The organism is Desulfomarina sp., from assembly GCF_054039375.1.
In genome coordinates this window covers 26,067-44,137 of record NZ_JBPLBA010000128.1, presented here as the reverse complement: position 1 = coordinate 44,137, position 18,071 = coordinate 26,067, and the positions used below count along the sequence as shown (strand labels likewise).

The following is an 18,071-nucleotide window of genomic DNA, read 5'->3' as shown; positions in this document are numbered from 1 at the left end:
GGACTCGGCAACAGAATCGGTTTGTCAAAAGGTTGATGGTGGAGGCGGCGGGAGTCGAACCCGCGTCCGCAAATGCTCCCCTCCCGTATCTACATGCTTAGTTTCCAGCTTGAGGTTTCGCACCGGGCATGCCGTGGAAACGAAGCGGGCCCGGTACTAGACTGTTGAATCTCGTTTCCTGATTGACAGTCAGCCGTCAGGAAACCAGCCCGTTGAGTCGACGCCCCGAATCCGGCCTTACGGGCGAAAGCCGGTGGGACGGCAGTATGACAGGTATTAAGCTGCTACTGCGTAGTTATAATCGTCTGCGATTATATTTAAAGTTCTATCGGTTTTACGAGCAAATAGAAGCTCGGCATGCAACGATGAGCTTACACATCCACGTCGAATCCGTTTCGCCCCCTTTTTGACTTGTTTTTTGTAATTGCCCACAGGATTAATAAATAACTCTGTGTTGTTAACTGTTTCGGCGCATGACCCGCTGCAACTCACGTTTGCTCTGTTTTTCCTTGAGCGCGGCCCGCTTGTCGTACTGTTTTTTACCGCGGGCGAGTCCCAGCTCCACCTTGGCCTTGCCGTTTTCTTTAAAGTAAATCTTAAGTGGTATCAGGGCAAGTCCTTTTTCCTTCAACTTACCGATCAGTTTTTTGATTTCCCGTTTATTGAGGAGGAGTTTGCGCACCCTGAGCGGCTCGTTGGGGTTGTGGGTGGCAAAGGAATAGGATGAAATATGTACATTGTAGAGCATCACTTCTCCGCGGGAATCAACATTGGCATAGCCGTCACGCAGGTTCACCTTCCCCGCCCGCAGGGATTTGACCTCCGGCCCGGAAAGCACCATTCCCGCCTCATATTTCGCATCAATATGATAGTCGTGGTAGGCTTTTTTATTTTTGGCAATTATTTTTATTCCCATCTCTCTGCTTTCAGCCGTGGATTTTCAGATAAACCGGCATGGCCGGACTCTATGGCTCGGCCACAAAAAACCAATGAAAATCCCGACTGCGGCAATAAAACCTTCAGCCGCGGATTTTCGGATAAACAATAAAATCAAAACTGAGCCGAAGTCACCCGCAATGCTTCCTCGCAGGTAGTGATCCCCGCCCGCACCTTGTTCCAGGCATCCTCGCGTAATGTAGTCATTCCCTCGCGGATTGCAACCCGGGTCATTTCAAAAGTGGGTTCATTGTCACTGACCATTCGTTTGATCTTTGAACTGATTGGAAATATTTCAAAAACCCCGCATCTCCCCCTGTAGCCCGTTCCCCTGCATTCCCTGCATCCCCTGCCTCGCTTCAAGGTGATTTTTCCGGCACCGGCCACGGGAAACCCCATCTTCACAAGATCTTCGCGGGATATTTCATATTCTTCACTGCAGGCGGGGCAGATCGTTTTCACCAGTCGCTGGGCCATGCTGCCCAGCAGGGTGGAGGCTATCATGAATGGCTGCAGGCCCAGGTCACGCAGTCGGGCGATGGAGGAAACGGCATCGTTTGTGTGGAGGGTTGAAAAGACAAGATGCCCGGTCATGGCAGCCTGGACGGCATGGCGGGCGGTTTCCTGGTCCCGGATCTCACCGATCATGATTATGTCCGGGTCCTGACGGAGGATATTACGCAGGATAGTGGAGAAGGTGACATCAATGAGCGGCTGCACCGCGATCTGATTAAACTCTTCGTGGACCATTTCCACGGGATCTTCAACGGTAATGATGTTTTTTTCCGGAGTGGCTATTTCCTTAAGTGTTGAATAAAGGGTGGTGGACTTTCCGCTGCCGGTGGGGCCCGTCACCAGAATAATTCCGTGGGGCGCGTGGATAAACGAATTGTACACTTCCCGGTCCCGTTTGGAAAAGCCGAGGTTTTCAATTTTCTGGAAGATCATTTCCGAATCCAGGATCCGCATGACCACCTTTTCTCCGAAGGCCACGGGGACCGTGGAAATCCTGATCTCCACGTCACGGTCTCCGTTACCGCCGATCTTGATTCTGCCGTCCTGGGGCCGACGTTTTTCGGCTATATCCAGTCGGGAAAGAAATTTGATCCGTGAAGTGATGGCGGAGTGTACAGCTTTGGGCAGTTTATAGATGGTGTGCAGGGTGCCGTCAATCCGGAAACGGACCATGCAGATATTTCGCTTCGGTTCGATATGGATATCGCTGGCCCTCTGGTCCAGGGCATAGTGAAAAATATGGTTCACAGCATTTTTAATATGCTGGTCGGAAGAGGTGATTTCCCTGGACGAAGAAATCTTGACATACCGCTCCAGGTTACCGATATCAATGGAACCTCCGTCGGAAGAGACGGTGAACTGATCTTCAGCGGCACTGATTGATTTCTGGAAGCCGAAAAATTCTGAGATGATCCGCTTGATATCGGATTTTGTGGCGAGAGCCGGGCGGACACTGACCTGGTTGGCCTGCTCGATATCGGCCAGAACCGTTTCACAGTCCGGGTGGTAGACCACCACATCCAGGATTTCTCCTGACATTTTCACCGGAAGAATAAGCTGGCGTATGGCAAAATTCCTGGGAATTGTGCTGGTTACCACCTCCATATCGAGTTCCAGAGGATCCAGTTTCTTAAAGGGCAGTTTCTTTTCCCTGGCAACGGTCCTGATGATCAGTTCCTCGTCAACAATCCTCTCCTTGTTTCCGGGCAGTTCAAACTGAAAGGCGGTGACAATATCAACCAGATCGGGATAATCCTTATCCTTCATCCCTTCTCTGGCAGCACGCCTGAGCAGTTTCTGGCGCTGCTTGCCCTTTTCCAGGATGATAAATTTTCGCTGTTTCGGTGTCAGGACTTTGCGCGACACCAGAAGATCGAGCAGGGCATCGCTGTTGAGAAATTTCATATGAACCACTTGTTAACTGTAACCGGGAAAATATCCTGATGATAAGGATATCCATAAGAATACAAAAAAGATAACCCCTCACAGGGGTAGCAACTCTATGTTTTTATTACCTCTGAGTTGTAATAGAGTTATTGTCTACTTTTGCGTCGGGTTTTGCAACCAAAATTCTCTTTACCTGCGTATAAGGGTCCGAAGTGTTGCCAGATTTTCAATGTCTTCCTGCAGGTCATCACCCTTGGGTGTCTCCAGAGTCATGGGGATTTTGTTCAACCGGGGGTCATTGAGCAGGTTTTCGAATCCTTCGATCCCTATGGCACCTTTGCCGATATGCTCATGCCTGTCCACCCGGCTGGCCAGTTCTTTTTTTGAATCGTTCAGGTGAATAAATTTTACCCTGGCCAGGCCGACTGTCTCTTCCAGCTGCGCGCATGTTCTGGTATAGCTTTCCCTGCTGCGTATATCATATCCGGCAGCGAATATATGACATGTATCGACACATATCCCTAATCTTTCTTTGTTTTTTGAATTGTCCAGGATAAAGGCCAGCTCTTCAAAGGTCCGTCCCAGCCCGGTTCCCTGGCCTGCCGTTGTCTCGATCAGCACCCCGACTTCAGTTTCACTTTCCTCCATGGCCCTGTCAAGACCGGCCACGACACGTTCAAGGCCCACCTCAACCCCATCCCCTCCATGGGAGCCGGGATGCAGGACCACATGCTTAATTCCGAGCCGGCTGCACCGCTGCAGTTCCAGGATAAAGGCGTTGACTGATTTTTCCAGCAATTCTTTTTTGCCGGTGGCAAAATTGATCAGGTATGAAGCATGGGAAACCACCGGAATATTGTTTTTGTTCCACGCCTGACGAAACAGGTCAACCTCGTTCTCCTGCAGATCAGCCGGTTTCCACTGCCTCTGGTTGCGGGTAAAGATCTGCAGGGCCTTTCCACCGACCCTTTCAATTCTCTCAAAGGCACGGTAGAGTCCCCCCGCTACCGACTCATGGGCGCCCAGTTTCAGGTCGCATTTCTCATGGTTTTCCTGGGATTGCATTCTCATTTTCTCTTCCTTTTTTCTTGAGTTCAGCGATCTCATCCTCGTAGGATTCACTGGCGAATTTTGCGATGCGGGCCTGGTAGAACCGCTTCTGGGCACTGTCAATTTTCAGTGCCTCCTCTTCGATTCTCACCGCTTCATCCACAAGTCCCATGGCCCAATAAGCCGTCGCCAGAGTGTCAAGGATATGGGGTTTCGGCTCCAGGGCAGCCGCCCCCCTGGCCAGGGTCATGGCTTTTTCCGGATCCCGTAGAGACACGTCTTCGCTGGTCAGAAGCAGCCAGGCAAGATTGTTCATGATTTCAGGATTGGCCGGTTCGATGGAGTAGGCCTTTTCATAGGCTTCCAGCGCCTTTCTCTCCATCTTCCGGTTGAGCATGAGGTCTCCGATCAGTCGTTGCCACAGGGCCCTTTCCGGCTCCTGCTTGACTTTCTGCAGGAGAAAGGTTTCCGCGTAGTTTTCCTGGTACCTTCTGGCCAGCTCGTCCGTAGGGATTCGGGAAAGCAGCAGGGCGGACAGTGCCATGACACAGCAGTACGCTATCAGGCTGTACCGCACCTTTCTGTTATGACGTTCTACCCGGGCAACCTCTCTGTCCGCCTCCTCCAGACAGGCAATGCGTTCACCGATTCCAAAATGGTGCCAGTTCGGCTGATCCCGTATATCGCCACTGAGAAGTGCGATTTTTTCAAAGGCGGCAATAAGAGGCCGGCCGCTGCCTACGGCTGACAGGGTGAACAGATCGGCCTGTCTCTCGAAATTGCGGATAAAATAGCCGAAGACGTACCTGAAATAGATAATCATAAAAAAAAGCAGGGGTATTGCCCCGGCCATGGTCAGGATATTTTCAGCGCTCATATTGAAATACATCATTGCCCGGTTGAGGGGATCAATGGAAAGCACCAGGTAGACCATGGGTTCAGCGACAAGACCGGCCAGCAGACTGAATCCAGCTATGAGAAGGACATAGAGGAGCAGGTGTCGTTTTTTCACATGGCCGAGTTCATGGGCTATGACCGCTTCCAGTTCTTCCAGACTCAGGGTTTCCAGAAGAGCCGGGGTAATGAGAATATACCGCAGGCCGGGGACGATCCCCACCACACCTGCGGTAAGAACCCTTCCCTCAAAGAGGGGCCAGAGGTAAAAATCGGCAGAAAAGCCCAGGCGCCCGCAGAAAAGCTCGAGCCTTTCTTTCAAGAAGCCATCGGGAAGTTTTTTGCATCCCCACAATTTGCGGACAAGGGGAGGGAAAAAGAGGATGACGAAACCGAGAAAAACAGCAAAAAAGAGCAGGTCTCCCCACTGGGAACCGGCAAATTTCTGCAATCCGGGAAAAGGCAGGAGGGCCAGGAGGTCATAACAGAGTGATAATATGATCCAGGGCAGAACTATGGGCAGGTTCACCTTCAGGTTAGCAACAACAAAGCCGGATACCGAGTATTTTCTGTCAAATATCCGTTGGTAGTTTTCCCTGCCCGCCCGCCACATCAGGATCAGGAAAAGAACAAAAATCAGTAGACCGAGAATATTGACCAGAGCGGGCATGAGACCCGCGCCGGGGAGACGTGAAAGGTAAAATTTGGGGTCGCAGCTGTAGAGGGATACAGCAAAAAAACAGAGCGCGAGGATGGACAATCTTTTTTCGGTGCCGAAATATCCGGCTGAACTTACCGCCGTCGGCTGTCGGTAGGCTCGCCTGGCTATGCGATTATAGCCCAGCAGCAGCAGGAGAAAAACAAGTCCTCCCTGCCAGGCGGGGAGAAGAGGTTCTGTGGGTATGCTGTCCACGCTGAACAGAAAGATGGCGATGAGGAAGTAAAGTAAATTATTATACATTGCTGTTGCGGGATTATGATTACAGTTCAGAGGTAATAAAATCACAGAGTTGCTACCCCTGTGACCAATTACAATCCATATCGTTGAGAGAATAATTATCTTTTGCTCATTGGCAACCGGCGGATAAGGATCATCACTGTACCATTTCCCTCGGGATCGAATAAGGAATTTTTATTTTTCTCTCGTTTTTCATTGACTTTTTTGATCGACTCATTTTATATACACTGTTTCATCGTCAGAAAAGGGGCGCATAGCTCAGTTGGCTAGAGCCATCGGCTCATAACCGATCGGTCGTAGGTTCGAGTCCTACTGCGCCCACCATTTTTAAAATTTATCTGGCAGAACGCATTAGGATCATTGGAAAAACAAATTTTTTACATACAACACAGGGGAGGAATAACACCCCTTTCCTTTGTGCGTCGTTTTGGACAAAGAGAGCCAGACCGGACAAGTTGAATAAAAAGGTACATCCTGCGGGGTGTACCTTTTTTTATTGTATTACCGGGACATTCTGAGAAACAGCATGCGTGTCAAAGATATTGTCAACAGCCTCAACCACGATGCTCCCTTTGATCTGGCAGAGCAGTGGGACAACGTGGGGCTTCTGGTGGGTAATCCGGAGCAGGAAGTCAGCTCCATCCTGGTGGCCCTTGACCCCACCAATGGTCTCCTTGAAGAAGCCCTGACCGTGGGTGCCAATACTGTTGTTACCCATCATCCTGTCATATTCAGACCCCTTACCCATATCAATACAGCGGATCCCGCCGGCAGGTTGCTTGAAAGGGCACTGGCCGGAAAAATCTCCATAATCTGCTGTCATACAAATCTTGATTCAGCCCGTGACGGTGTCAGCGATATCCTTGCCCGACGCCTTGGCCTCTCCGGACTCACTCCCCTGCTCCCCACGGGAAGAGATGGTGCGGAAGGAACAGGGCTTGGTCGAATTGGACAATACAAAAAGCCTCTTTCCGGCCGGAAATTCATACAGACGGTTCTGGATGTTCTTCATCTGCAGTCCGTGCAGGTGGCCGGAAATCTTCCTCAGGTGATTCGGACTGTAGCTCTCTGTGGGGGCAGTGGCTCGGATCTGGCAGTTCGGGCCCTGGAGAAGGGTGCGGACCTCTATCTTTCAGCCGAAATCAAACACAGCACCGCAATCTGGGCCAGGGAAAACAATTTCTGCATTATAGACGGCACCCATTTTGCGACGGAACAGCCGGCGGTTGCGCTTCTTGCCGAAAAACTTGAGAGCAGCTGCAGGCAGCAGAACTTGAATATACCAATTCTACAATCAGAGACGGAGAATCATCCTTTCGTCTTAATTGATAAAAATTACCAAAATACCAACACAGGAGAATCATCTTGAACGAACATATAGCTCAACTCGTGGCACTCCAGGCAATTGACCGGGAAATTGATCTGATAGAAGGTAAAATCAAGTCCGAACAAAACGGACTCGACGAACAGATTTCCGCTCTGGCAAAGAGGGAGGCTGTCATCAATGAACTGCAGGAAAAAATCAGTGCCTGCGAAAAGGAGGTCCGTACTCTTGAGGACGAGGTGGCGGAGAAAATGAACCATGTCCGGGAGCGCCAGTCAAAAATGATGCAGGTCCAGACCGGCCGGGAGCAGACAGCCCTGCTCAAGGAAATTGAAGACGCCAAGAAAAGTGCCAAGGAAAACGAAGAAAAAATCATCAGCCTGATGGAAGAGGCAGAGAAGCTGAAAATAAAAGCAGAAGAGGAGAAAAATCTTCTCAAGGGAGAGAAACAGCTTGTTGCTGAAGAGACAGAGAAGGTCCGCACGAACATCGAGTCGATCAACAAGGGCAAGAAATCAAAGGACAATGAGCGGAAAAAGCAGGCCAGGCAGATAAAGGAAAACCTCCTGCGAAAATATGACACTCTGCGTGAGCGAAGAAACGGTCTGGCCGTGGTCAACGTGGTAGACGGAGTATGCCAGGGTTGCTATATGGCCATTCCGCCGCAGAAATTCAATATGCTGCTCAGGGGAGATCTCATGTTTGACTGTCCAACCTGCCAGCGTATCATGTATTATACACCTCCTGTTGAAGAAAAATAGTAATTGCTCACAGGCAGGCTGCAGCGAAGAAGATGGCAGGTCCAGCAGGGCAAAGAAAACGAACATTGAAATTAAGTGATAATACCTTTTTCATTTCTGAAGCGCAGGATTCAGGTTTAATTTTTCAAGGTTTCCAGCTACAGTATAAACTTGGAGCGGGTGCATGGTCGCTCCGGTCTTTTCGGACCGGAGAGGAAAGTCCGAACTCCGCAGGGCAGGATGGTTCGTAACGCGAACGCCGGGTGACCGGGGGAAAGTGCCACAGAAAACAGACCGCCCGGCCAATGCCGGGTAAGGGTGAAACGGCGAGGTAAGAGCTCACCGCTTCCATGGTGACATGGAAGGCAGGGTAAACCCCATCCGGAGCAAGACCAAATAGGGAGATGTTTGAGGGCGGCCCGCCCGATATCTCCGGGTAGGTTGCAAGAGGTGTTGAGTGATCAACATCCCAGTGAAATGATCATGGCCCTTTCAGGGTACAGAATTCGGCTTACAGCCCGCTCCATTTTTTTCCCTGTGAGTAATTATTTTTTTCCAGTGGTCCATGACATATTCCGCAGCCGCCATAATTCCCGCAGCTGGAATCGGTTCCAGGATGAAACTGAACCGGCCGAAGCAGTTTCTGCCCCTGGCCGGCACTCCAGTACTTGTTCATACTCTGCGTCCTTTTCTCGTCAATGACCATATCCATCAGGTTGTTGTGGTTGTTTCCGCGGCATGGATTTCCCGGGTTTTGGTACTGCTGGATGATTATTTCGCCGGACGGGAAAGGGAAAAAATCAAGGTGGTGGCGGGAGGAAAACGGCGGCAGGATTCCGTGCGGGCCGGTCTTGAGGCCATTGATGCGGGAGTGGATATTGTTCTGGTTCATGACGGCGCGCGACCCCTAGTTTCGAAAACAATCATTGAAAACTGCTGTAAAGCCATTATTCAGGACGGTGCCGCCATTGTCGCTGTTCCGGTAAAAGATACCCTGAAAAAAAGTGATGGGGAAAAAAGGGTTGCGTCAACCGTGGACAGGCAGAATCTTTACCATGCCCAGACGCCCCAGGGAGCCAGACTTCCCCTTCTTCGTAAAGCCTTTGAACTGCTGGAAGATCGTGATGTTACCGATGAATCCGCCCTGCTGGAACTGGCTGGAATTCCCGTTGCTCTCGCGGAGGGTGCGGAAAGTAATCTGAAAATCACCAGGCCGGAAGATCTTATTCTTGCAGAAAAAATAATGGAAAAAACAGACAGCAGCACCATGCGGATAGGCCACGGTTTTGATGCCCACCGATTTGCCGACAACAGATCGCTGGTGCTGGGTGGTGTAGAAATTCCCCATGAGCAGGGACTGGCCGGACATTCGGATGCTGATGTTTTGACCCATGCCCTCTGCGACGCCATCCTCGGCGCACTCGGGGCGGGGGATATCGGTTATCATTTTCCGGATACCGAAGCGCAGTTTAAGGATATCAGGTCCATCATCCTGCTTGAAAAGGTCATCAAGCTGGCTGCTGATCGTTCTTTTTTTCTTGTCAATGCTGATATTACCGTTGTCTGCCAGGAGCCGAAACTTGCACCCTTTGTCAGCGAAATGAAAAAGATCATCGCCCTGAGCTGTAACGTGAAAGAAGAAGTGATTAACATCAAGGCAACCACTACGGAAAAAATGGGTTTCACGGGAAGAAAAGAGGGTGTAAGCTGTCACGCCGTTGTCCTTTTTTCCAGACAAACTGTGGCTTCTGTGAATATCTGAATTTCTTGACTATAAAATTAAAGGAAAAAACCAAACGCATGGAAATTGAAATAAACAGAGAACGTCTGGCTGAAACCTTCACCACTCTCTGCGAAATCAGCAGTCCCTCGAAAAAGGAAGGCCGGATTGCCGCCTGGCTGAAAGAAAAGTTTAATGAACTCGGTGCGGATTTTATCTATGAAGATAATTCGGCAGGCGCAACAGGGGCCGATTGCGGTAATCTCATTATCCGTTTTGATGGACAGGGGAAAGAAAATGGAGAACCGTTTTTTTTCTCCTGTCATATGGATACGGTACAGCCAGGAGACAATGTCAGAGTCGTCCGTACGGGGGATATTTTTACCAGTGCAGGTGATACTGTGCTTGGAAGTGATGATAAATCGGGTATTGCATCCGTCATTGAGATGATGACCCTGCTGAAGGAAAAAGGGATTTCTCACCCCACCCTGGAGATTATTATTACCACCTGCGAGGAAATCGGCCTGCGGGGTGCCAAAAATCTGGAGTTTGACAAGTTGCAGTCCAACTACGGTTATGCCCTGGATTCCACCGGTATTGACCGGGTCATTTATGGCGCGCCCGCGGCAAACCGGTTTAGAATTGAGGTGAGAGGAATAGCAGCCCATGCCGGTCTTGATCCGGAAACAGGGATAAATGCCCTTTCCCTTGTGGCCCGGGCTCTCGGCAGAATAAAGGTCGGCAGGCTTGATGAAGAGTCCACCAGGAACTTTGGTTTGATAAGTGGTGGAGTTGCCACCAATATTGTTCCCGAGTGCATCACAATTTATGGGGAAGTTCGCAGCCATTCCCAGGAGAAATTGCAGAAATATACGGATGAGGTTATCGATCTCTTTAATGAAGTGATTGACAGTACGCCGCAAAAACAGGTGGACGGCATATTGCGGCCATCTGTCGAGTGGAGCGTTGAGGAAGAATATCCTGTCCTGGTTCTTGACCGTAACGCGCCCGTGCTGAAAAAAATCGAGCAGGCAGCGGAAAAAATCGGCAGGAAGATGGAATTTCTTATTGCCGGAGGTGGCAGCGATGCCAATATTTTCAGTGGTCATGGTCTGCCGACTGCCATTGTAGCAACGGGAATGACTCATGTCCATACGGTCGATGAACAACTTGATCTGAACGACTGTGTCAGCCTCACTGAGCTTATCTGTTCCCTGGCAACACTGAATTTGTGACAAATTTGTTTTTTTTCGGGTGAAATAATGGTTTGTACCGCAATTTTACCTCTTTCCTGTTGAATTTCGCCCGAACTTAATATAAATTTCATTGTATTGAAACCCAAGGCACAAAGATGCAACTCTTTGTGCCTTTACTATTTTACGCCAGACAACAGGTAGGCAGAGGCCATGATGGCAGATCACAACAGTTTGCAACTCCGTCCCGAGCGCCCCACCCATGAATGTGGAGTGTGTGGTATTTTTAACCATGAAGATTCGTCAAAATTGACCTATTTCGGTCTCTATGCCCTGCAGCACAGGGGACAGGAAAGCGCGGGTATTGTTACTTCTGATGGTAAAGAAGTCAGTATCCACAAGGATATGGGGCTTGTCCCCGAAGTCTTTTCAGAAGAGATCCTGCAGGGGCTGCAGGGGCATATTTCCATTGGTCATGTCCGTTATTCAACTACCGGCGCGTCAAATGTCATCAATACCCAGCCGCTTATGGTGATGCATAAGGGTACGACCCTTGCCGTGGCCCATAACGGAAACCTGGTCAACTCCATAAAACTGCGCTCAAAGCTGGAGGAACAGGGCTCCATTTTCCAGACCACCATGGACAGTGAGGTCATTCTTCATCTTATGGCGAGGGCAAGTCAGTTTGGCCTGGAAAAAGCTTTAACTGAAACATTTTCATCGTTGAAAGGTGCCTATTCCCTGCTGATGATGACCCGGGACACAATGATCGCGGTGCGGGATCCGGACGGTTTCAGGCCATTATGCCTTGGCAAACTGAATAACGGCGGCTGGGTTGTTGCTTCCGAAACCTGTGCTCTTGACCTTATCGAGGCGGATTACGTTCGTGAGATTGAACCGGGAGAGGTTCTTATCTTCCATAAGGACAAAATGCATTCCATTTTTCCCTGGCCCGGGCAGGACAGCCATTTCTGTATTTTCGAGCAGGTCTATTTTGCCCGTCCCGATTCCGATATTTTCGGGATAAATGTCTATACAACACGAAAACGGATGGGTGAGATCCTGGCAAGAGAGGCACACATTGATGCGGATTTTGTCATGCCGTTTCCTGATTCCGGCAATTATGCAGCCATCGGTTATTCCCAGGCTTCCGGTATTCCCCTGGAAATGGGCGTTATCAGAAATCATTATGTCGGTCGAACCTTTATCCAGCCGACCCAGTCCATGCGGGACTTTAACGTTAAGGTCAAGCTGAATCCGGTGCGTTCTTTTTTAAAAGGCAAACGAGTAATTATCGTTGAGGATTCCATTATCAGGGGGACAACGGGGAAAAGTCGTGTCAGGGCCCTCAGGAAAGCGGGGGCGAAGGAAGTGCATATGGTCGTCAGTTGCCCGCCCACGCGCCATGCCTGTTACTATGGAATCGATTTTCCCTCCTCCAGCCAACTTATCGCCAACAAGAAAGAGGTGGCGGAAATTGCCGGCTACCTGGGACTCGACTCCCTGCATTATCTGAGTCTGGAAGGACTGGTGGAAGCAACGGGAATGGAAAAAAAGGGGTTCTGTCTGGCCTGCTTTGATGGTATTTATCCGGTTGAACCGGACAAGTCCTTCCATAAGGATGCGCTGGAAGGATAGAGAAGGGAAACAGACGCTAATTATTACGGCAAGTCATATTTTTGTGACGACACAGTTTTTACCACTGTTCTTTGCTTCGTACATGGCTTCGTCCGCCCGCTGGATCATTTGTTTTTCATCCTCAGCCCGGTCCAGATGCATGTTGCGTCTGCATGCGACCAGGCCGATTGACAGTGTTGTTTTGCCATAACTCTTTTCCACGAAACTGAGCAGGATACGCTGGACAATTTCCGTTCCCTGGTCAGGGCTTGCCTGGGGCAGGAGCAGAGCAAACTCGTCACCTCCAAGTCTGAAACACATGTCAACCTTGTCCCGGGTGCATTCCATCAATATTTTCCCCAGTCCGATGAGGACTTCATCTCCGGCCTGGTGACCATATTTATCGTTATATTCTTTGAAATTATCGATATCCAGAAGGGCAAGAATAAGGGGATAATTCTGGCGATGGGCCCTCTCTACCTCGTAGGAGAAACGTTCGTTGAACGCTCTGCGGTTCTGCAGTCCTGTCAGGTCATCGTGTCTCGACAATCTCTCCAGTTTGCGGATCAGTTTTCTTTCCCGGACCGCTCTGGCCAGTTTGGCCTCCAGTTCCGCCTGATCTATCGGTTTTTTTATGAAATCAATCGCCCCTGCGTGGATAACCTTCGCGTAGCTTGCCTTTTCCGAAAATCCAGTGGAGATAATAACATCAGTATCTTTATGATGTTCCTTTATATATGCCAGCAGTTCAAGGCCATCCATTCCGGGCATGACGACATCGGACAGGACCAGATCAATCGCCGTTGATTTCAGGACTTCAAGTGCTTCGATACCATCACCGGCCACGAGACAATGATACCCCATACTTCCCACGAGTACGCTGAGGGTCATTCGCACCAGTTCGTCATCGTCAACGATGAGAATCACGATTTTTTCTTTTTTTTCTTCCATATATTTTGATCAAAAAGACTGAACATTAAGTTTATTGCATTTAATAATTTTAGATAAAACTCTAACTGTAAATGTCAAGAAAGTCCAGATCACACTTTTTTTTAATGAGGTGATCCGGCAAAAATCACCGGAGAGCCTTTTATCATTGAAATATTTTTTCAATTTGTTGGTATCTATGCGATAAGAATGATAGAATGGAAAAGGATATGACATATTCGATATATGGTCAGCCGGTAATGAACAATGAATAATGAATATATCACAAAGATTTTTGAGGGGGGATACAGTGGAAATCCACTTAATGAAATACTCTTCCTCGCGTCAATAATCTCTCCTGGTGTCGATAATGCTCTTATCCGGGACATGGATAGAGATCTGTCTTCATTCTTTTCCGGAAAACACCCGTTGTTCAAAAAAAATACACTGAAATATCACGATCTTCGACATAGCAAGATGGTGGTTCTGGCAACAATCCGGCTGTTCCACGGACTGTACTGCAATAATACACCCGTTCATAATGATACGTTGACAAAGGGACTCCTCAGTGCCTATTTCCATGATACAGGAATGTTACTGCAGGAGGGGGAGGATGCTCAATCCGGTGCAGAGTATATGGCCAACCATGAACAGCGTTCTGTCCACTTCCTGGAGCAGTATGGTGAATTGAAAAACCTGGACAGAAAAATCGTCGATGATTGCGCGGCAATTATTCAGTACACAGATCTTTCGGCAGATCCTGCAACTTTCTTTCGCCATCCAGAGGAGATAATGCTGGCAGGGCGGGTAGTTGGAACAGCTGACATACTGGCTCAGATGGCCGATCGCTATTACCTTGAGGCACTGCCGATCCTTTACCGTGAAATTAAAAAAGGAGGGACTTCCAGGTTTGTGTCAGCGCTGGATCTGATGCAGCACACAGTGACTTTTTACCACAATATTGCCCTGAAACGATTGCGGATCACCTTTGCTGATACTTCGAGATCGATGCAGGTGCATTTTCGCGAAAGATATTCCATCGACCGTAACCTCTATACAGATTATATCGATAAAAATATTAACTATCTCAATAAGATATTGCAGTATTGTGAAACAGATACAGGTTGTATTGACCAGTATCTCAGAAGAAAACCACCGGTTATCTGATCAGGCAACTGCACTGCTGTTAATATGGATCATATTCCCTGTGAGCAGTTACCCTATTTTGTAATTAGTCACAGGGGCAGCAACTCTGTAATTTTATTATCTCTCAACTGTAATTGCTCACAGGTGCTGCAGATTTTTACAGGCTCTTTTGTTCGCTATAGCCTATCTATGCGGATAAAAGAGACCGTGAAAAGCTGGGGTACCTGTGAGCAATTATCCTATTTTGTCCGAGGGTCTTTACCTGTCTCAAACATTTCAAACAGGTCATAAAACAGTTTGGTGACAGTACTGAAGTGAGTTGTTGACCCTGATGCGGCGTAAGCCCTGGTCAGCTCCATGGCTTTGGCTATGGATTCCTGACTCTCCAGGTTATTGGGGTCTTTCATGGCAGCAACCAGTTTTTTTCCTATTTCATCCGGCATAATTATTTGAATTTTCAGCTGTTGTTTTTTCGACTGCAGACGGTAATCACTTTCCGGTTGAGATTTTCAAGAAATTTGGAAAGTTTCTTTTCCGCACTCTTGATTACATTGGTAATTTTGACATCATCCAGGGCACCGACGACTGTCCCGCAGTTCACACATTGAATCAGGCAAAACTTATGCCCTTTTGGAGTTGTGACATGGACAGCCTCAAACTCATGGTGCTCACAAGCAGGACATTTTGATCTGGCCATAACAACACCTCTTGATAGAATTTGTGACTGTTCGGTGTGTATTACAATAACGGGAAAATATCCGCTGTTCAAGAAACTCTTGCAGATTGGGCACGAACTGATGCAATAATATAATCACTCTATCGGGAAGTGTTGCGAAAATTTTATTTCGATTACCCGTAAAGCTGAGCCAGGTGGTGGATGTTCCTGCTTTACCAGGCTGAGTTTTGTACGTAAACAGATAAGTTATCTTAGTTTTGTCTCAGTCCTGTGTTCTAGAAAATGTGCCTTCAGATACCGGAATGGGGCCTCCCGGTATTGTTGATCTTGTGTAACTATTCACAGGGGTAGCAATTATGTGATTTTATTACCTCTGAACTGTAATTGCTTACAGGTGCTGCAGATTTTTGCAGGCTCTTTTGTTCGCTATAGCCTACCCTACTATGCGTACAAAAGAGACCGTGAAAAGCTGGGGTACCTGTGAGTAATTACGATCTTGTAAGATAACTCAGCCAGATATCATCAGTGCAGATGGGGGATATATCCCGGCTGAATTCAACTGTTTTCATACCAAGCAGTCTGAAAACAGTTTCAATATTTTGTGGTTCCCAGAGTGTGAAAATCCGACCGTCCCCGGCTGTGTTTCGTCCCCGTCCTTCTTTCAGGGTGATCAGCAGGAACCCTTCGGGTTTTAACCCTTTGATTATGTTTGTCAGAACCCTGGGGAGTTCGTGGGGGTGCAGATGGACCAGTGAACCGATAAAAAGCATGGCATCAAAGGTCATCCGGGAAAAGTCATGGTTACGATAATCCCCTTCAATGACGGGACATCCGGAGTTCTTCCCGGCAAGTCGGGCAAGGCCCGGGGATCGTTCAAATCCTGTTACAGAATAACCCCTGCGGCTGAGCCAGCAAAGATCGCGGCCCGAACCGCATCCAACATCGAGAACAGTCGCTTTTTCAGGAAGATGCCTGGTTAAAAGGGAGAGAAAAGAGGAAGGATCTATCGTAAAGGTCCGGTCATGGTATTCCTGAAAGTGCTCTGTGTAAAAGTCTGAATAGAAGCAACTGTTCATCGGGTCAATAATCACGTCGGTAGTCCTCCCTCCAGCCGAACAGTTGCAACTTTCAAAAATAAGCGGTCTGTGAGTCATGACGAATGCAAATATTTTGCTTCTAAATAACAAAAGTTATTTTTAAATTTGACCCGGCAACGCCCAGGTGGAATGCTGATTACCAATCAAACTCAGCCGGATAAAGCAGGCACATTCCCAATCTCTCAAATAGCAGGCTGAGTTTTGTACGTAATCAGATAAATGTTTGTTTGAGGTCAAAGAAAAGGTGAATTTTACTCCAGTATTTCCTCTCTTAATTCTCTGACTGAGCGGCAGGAGAAAATATTCTGCCTGATTCTGGAACTGCCGGGCAATCCCTTAAAATACCTGCTGAGATGATTTTTTATATACCCAAGAACACGGTCAGCGGGGAGGAACTGCTCAATAAGGTCAAGATGTTCAAGTGCTGCAGTTTTGATTTTTTTAAAACTATCCGGTCTGTTTTTGCCTGAAAAAATCCATGGATTTCCCAGGGCACCTCTGCCGATCATTACACCGTCACATCCTGTGTCCTTCATCAGTTTGAGTCCGTCATTATAGGTGAGAATATCACCGTTTCCGATGACCGGAACCATCACGGATTTCTTTATTTCCGCAAGGACGGCATGGTCGGCACTGCCTGAAAAACCCTGGCTCCATGTGCGGCCATGAACTGCAATGGCTGATACTCCAGCCTGTTCCGCCATACGGGCGAAATCCACTCCGTTGAGTTGTTTTGCATTGATCCCGCATCTGATTTTAACCGTAACGGGCAGGGGGGTTGCATTGACCACCTTTTTTATAATCTGTCCCGCAAGTTGTGGTTCAGACATCAGTGCGGCACCTGCTCCCCTCCTGGTCACTTTTTTTACAGGACATCCCATGTTTATGTCAATCATGGCCGGGTTATGTTCGGTCATAATTGATGCTGCTTCAGCCATAATATCGGGATCATCGCCAAAAAGCTGGAAAGAAACGGGTTGTTCCTCTTCTGTTGTCTGGAGCATTCCCAGGGTTTTTTTCTGACGGTATGTAATACCGTGACAGCTGATCATCTCCGAAACAGAGTAGCCGGCACCATACCTGCGGCAGAGAAGGCGGAATGGCAGGTCCGTGTAGCCGGCAAGGGGGGCAAGTATAAATGGTGAATCAAATGAGAGACCGGCGATCGTAAGCATGGATGAAATAAGAGAAAATTAGAGGAGGGTAACCGCTCATTCAGTCAACAGTCCGACTATTGTAAAGTCACCCAGGGAATTGCCGTTCCGCCAGGTTTCTGTGTTCCAGGAAAAAACGCTCAAGCAAGTTAAAAGGCTGCGCTTTTTAATTATGCTGCGTCTTATATCTCGAACAAAAATTCTAATTGTTCAAAGCTGCGGGAGCCCCGAAATGGAGTTACGATAGATTTTCTGCGCCAGATCCTCGATGATAATATTTAATGCCTCGGTCTCATTGTCAGCATTTTCACTGGAAGATGTTCCACTCAGGTACTCCTGGGTCCAGACTTCGTTCGGGATCTCGAGGAGAATCTTATTGGTGGCAATTTCCTTGAGAATATATCTGATGCGCAGGCGAACCTTTACCTCATTGGTGGTGTTGTCAATGCCGTAAGAGAGACTCGGTAAATCAATGGAAACAATTTCTCCGGCAAGAATAAGATCCGCATTTTTCTTGCTGTTGACAATGGAAATTGATGAGGATTTCTGGAACCATTTTGTCAGAGATCTGTATATCCTGGAATGGAGATCCATTACGTTGGTGCGATTTTTCCATTCGGTTATATAAATTGATCTGTCCGGGCCGGAATAGATATTCGGATTATGATATCCACAGGAAACCATCAAAAATGTAAAAATAAAAAGAACAGGCAGGAAGCGGCTTACGAATTTCACGT

General features: G+C 48.3%; 16 protein-coding genes, 1 tRNA gene and 2 other RNA genes. 8 read left to right on the top strand and 11 right to left on the bottom strand.

The window, feature by feature from the left end; genetic code table 11:
* Positions 1-36: 36 nt before the first annotated feature.
* The 5 genes from ssrA to ACXLDX_RS07490 all read right to left on the bottom strand — a co-directional run bounded on the left by ssrA (position 37) and on the right by ACXLDX_RS07490 (position 5,743).
* Positions 37-403: a transfer-messenger RNA gene (gene ssrA / locus ACXLDX_RS07510) on the bottom strand.
* A 54-nt stretch (positions 404-457) separates the two neighbouring features.
* The gene (smpB, locus tag ACXLDX_RS07505; RefSeq protein ID WP_457576569.1) at positions 458-916 is read right to left on the bottom strand and encodes an SsrA-binding protein SmpB; all 459 of its coding nucleotides are present in this window, start codon (positions 914-916) and stop codon (positions 458-460) included.
* Between the two features lie 134 nt (positions 917-1,050).
* A complete protein-coding gene (locus tag ACXLDX_RS07500; RefSeq protein ID WP_457576568.1) occupies positions 1,051-2,856 on the bottom strand; it encodes a GspE/PulE family protein in 1,806 nt (601 codons plus the stop codon).
* 171 nt (positions 2,857-3,027) lie between these two features.
* The gene (locus tag ACXLDX_RS07495; protein WP_457576567.1) at positions 3,028-3,909 is read right to left on the bottom strand and encodes a deoxyribonuclease IV; all 882 of its coding nucleotides are present in this window, start codon (positions 3,907-3,909) and stop codon (positions 3,028-3,030) included.
* Positions 3,881-5,743 carry a M48 family metalloprotease gene (locus ACXLDX_RS07490; RefSeq protein ID WP_457576566.1) on the bottom strand — a complete coding sequence of 621 codons (1,863 nt, stop codon included), beginning with the start codon at positions 5,741-5,743 and terminating at the stop codon, positions 3,881-3,883. The genes ACXLDX_RS07495 and ACXLDX_RS07490 overlap by 29 nt, the downstream gene beginning before the upstream one ends.
* Before the next feature lie 244 nt (positions 5,744-5,987).
* Between ACXLDX_RS07490 and ACXLDX_RS07485 the strand changes: the two genes are divergently transcribed.
* From ACXLDX_RS07485 to purF, 7 genes are all read left to right on the top strand, one after another.
* Positions 5,988-6,064 (top strand) — tRNA-Ile (locus ACXLDX_RS07485).
* 202 nt (positions 6,065-6,266) lie between these two features.
* Entirely contained in the window at positions 6,267-7,109 is an 843-nt protein-coding gene (locus ACXLDX_RS07480) for a Nif3-like dinuclear metal center hexameric protein (RefSeq protein ID WP_457576565.1), read from the top strand.
* A complete protein-coding gene (locus ACXLDX_RS07475) occupies positions 7,106-7,825 on the top strand; it encodes a zinc ribbon domain-containing protein (RefSeq protein WP_457576564.1) in 720 nt (239 codons plus the stop codon). Before ACXLDX_RS07480 ends, ACXLDX_RS07475 begins: the two co-directional genes overlap by 4 nt.
* Positions 7,826-7,976: 151 nt before the next feature.
* Positions 7,977-8,334, top strand: an RNA gene (gene rnpB, locus ACXLDX_RS07470) — RNase P RNA component class A.
* Between the two features lie 35 nt (positions 8,335-8,369).
* Complete coding sequence (gene ispD / locus ACXLDX_RS07465) at positions 8,370-9,566, top strand: 2-C-methyl-D-erythritol 4-phosphate cytidylyltransferase (protein ID WP_457576563.1); 1,197 nt, start codon at positions 8,370-8,372, stop codon at positions 9,564-9,566.
* Between the two features lie 38 nt (positions 9,567-9,604).
* Positions 9,605-10,759 (top strand): M20/M25/M40 family metallo-hydrolase, encoded by a 1,155-nt coding sequence (locus ACXLDX_RS07460; protein ID WP_457576562.1) that lies wholly within the window; start codon positions 9,605-9,607, stop codon positions 10,757-10,759.
* 174 nt (positions 10,760-10,933) lie between these two features.
* Complete coding sequence (purF, locus tag ACXLDX_RS07455; protein ID WP_457576570.1) at positions 10,934-12,355, top strand: amidophosphoribosyltransferase; 1,422 nt, start codon at positions 10,934-10,936, stop codon at positions 12,353-12,355.
* Positions 12,356-12,388: 33 nt separating this feature from the next.
* On the opposite strand, the gene ACXLDX_RS07450 is transcribed toward purF, so the two are convergent.
* A complete protein-coding gene (locus ACXLDX_RS07450; protein WP_457576561.1) occupies positions 12,389-13,285 on the bottom strand; it encodes a GGDEF domain-containing protein in 897 nt (298 codons plus the stop codon).
* A 243-nt stretch (positions 13,286-13,528) separates the two neighbouring features.
* Between ACXLDX_RS07450 and ACXLDX_RS07445 the strand changes: the two genes are divergently transcribed.
* The gene (locus ACXLDX_RS07445; RefSeq protein WP_457576560.1) at positions 13,529-14,428 is read left to right on the top strand and encodes a hypothetical protein; all 900 of its coding nucleotides are present in this window, start codon (positions 13,529-13,531) and stop codon (positions 14,426-14,428) included.
* A 218-nt stretch (positions 14,429-14,646) separates the two neighbouring features.
* Here ACXLDX_RS07445 and ACXLDX_RS07440 read toward each other — a convergent pair whose 3' ends face one another.
* The 5 genes from ACXLDX_RS07440 to lptE form a co-directional block, all read right to left on the bottom strand.
* Entirely contained in the window at positions 14,647-14,850 is a 204-nt protein-coding gene (locus ACXLDX_RS07440; RefSeq protein ID WP_457576559.1) for a hypothetical protein, read from the bottom strand.
* A 14-nt stretch (positions 14,851-14,864) separates the two neighbouring features.
* Positions 14,865-15,104, bottom strand: a complete 240-nt coding sequence (locus ACXLDX_RS07435; protein WP_457576558.1) for a hypothetical protein — start codon at positions 15,102-15,104, stop codon at positions 14,865-14,867.
* 467 nt (positions 15,105-15,571) lie between these two features.
* Complete coding sequence (locus ACXLDX_RS07430; protein WP_457576557.1) at positions 15,572-16,174, bottom strand: class I SAM-dependent methyltransferase; 603 nt, start codon at positions 16,172-16,174, stop codon at positions 15,572-15,574.
* A gap of 257 nt (positions 16,175-16,431) precedes the next feature.
* The gene (gene dusB, locus ACXLDX_RS07425) at positions 16,432-17,355 is read right to left on the bottom strand and encodes a tRNA dihydrouridine synthase DusB (RefSeq protein ID WP_457576556.1); all 924 of its coding nucleotides are present in this window, start codon (positions 17,353-17,355) and stop codon (positions 16,432-16,434) included.
* Positions 17,356-17,544: 189 nt separating this feature from the next.
* A complete protein-coding gene (gene lptE, locus ACXLDX_RS07420) occupies positions 17,545-18,069 on the bottom strand; it encodes an LPS assembly lipoprotein LptE (protein ID WP_457576555.1) in 525 nt (174 codons plus the stop codon).
* Positions 18,070-18,071 lie beyond the last annotated feature (2 nt).

Coding starts and splice junctions, on each gene's coding strand:
- ACXLDX_RS07480 (WP_457576565.1), top strand. CDS start 6,267: ATGCGTGTCAAAGATATTGTCAACAGCCTCAACCACGATGCTCCCTTT.
- ACXLDX_RS07440 (WP_457576559.1), bottom strand. CDS start 14,850: ATGCCGGATGAAATAGGAAAAAAACTGGTTGCTGCCATGAAAGACCCC.
- ACXLDX_RS07435 (WP_457576558.1), bottom strand. CDS start 15,104: ATGGCCAGATCAAAATGTCCTGCTTGTGAGCACCATGAGTTTGAGGCT.
- smpB (WP_457576569.1), bottom strand. CDS start 916: ATGGGAATAAAAATAATTGCCAAAAATAAAAAAGCCTACCACGACTAT.
- ispD (WP_457576563.1), top strand. CDS start 8,370: ATGACATATTCCGCAGCCGCCATAATTCCCGCAGCTGGAATCGGTTCC.
- dusB (WP_457576556.1), bottom strand. CDS start 17,355: ATGCTTACGATCGCCGGTCTCTCATTTGATTCACCATTTATACTTGCC.
- ACXLDX_RS07460 (WP_457576562.1), top strand. CDS start 9,605: ATGGAAATTGAAATAAACAGAGAACGTCTGGCTGAAACCTTCACCACT.
- ACXLDX_RS07445 (WP_457576560.1), top strand. CDS start 13,529: ATGAATAATGAATATATCACAAAGATTTTTGAGGGGGGATACAGTGGA.
- ACXLDX_RS07500 (WP_457576568.1), bottom strand. CDS start 2,856: ATGAAATTTCTCAACAGCGATGCCCTGCTCGATCTTCTGGTGTCGCGC.
- ACXLDX_RS07450 (WP_457576561.1), bottom strand. CDS start 13,285: ATGGAAGAAAAAAAAGAAAAAATCGTGATTCTCATCGTTGACGATGAC.
- ACXLDX_RS07490 (WP_457576566.1), bottom strand. CDS start 5,743: ATGTATAATAATTTACTTTACTTCCTCATCGCCATCTTTCTGTTCAGC.
- ACXLDX_RS07495 (WP_457576567.1), bottom strand. CDS start 3,909: ATGAGAATGCAATCCCAGGAAAACCATGAGAAATGCGACCTGAAACTG.
- purF (WP_457576570.1), top strand. CDS start 10,934: ATGGCAGATCACAACAGTTTGCAACTCCGTCCCGAGCGCCCCACCCAT.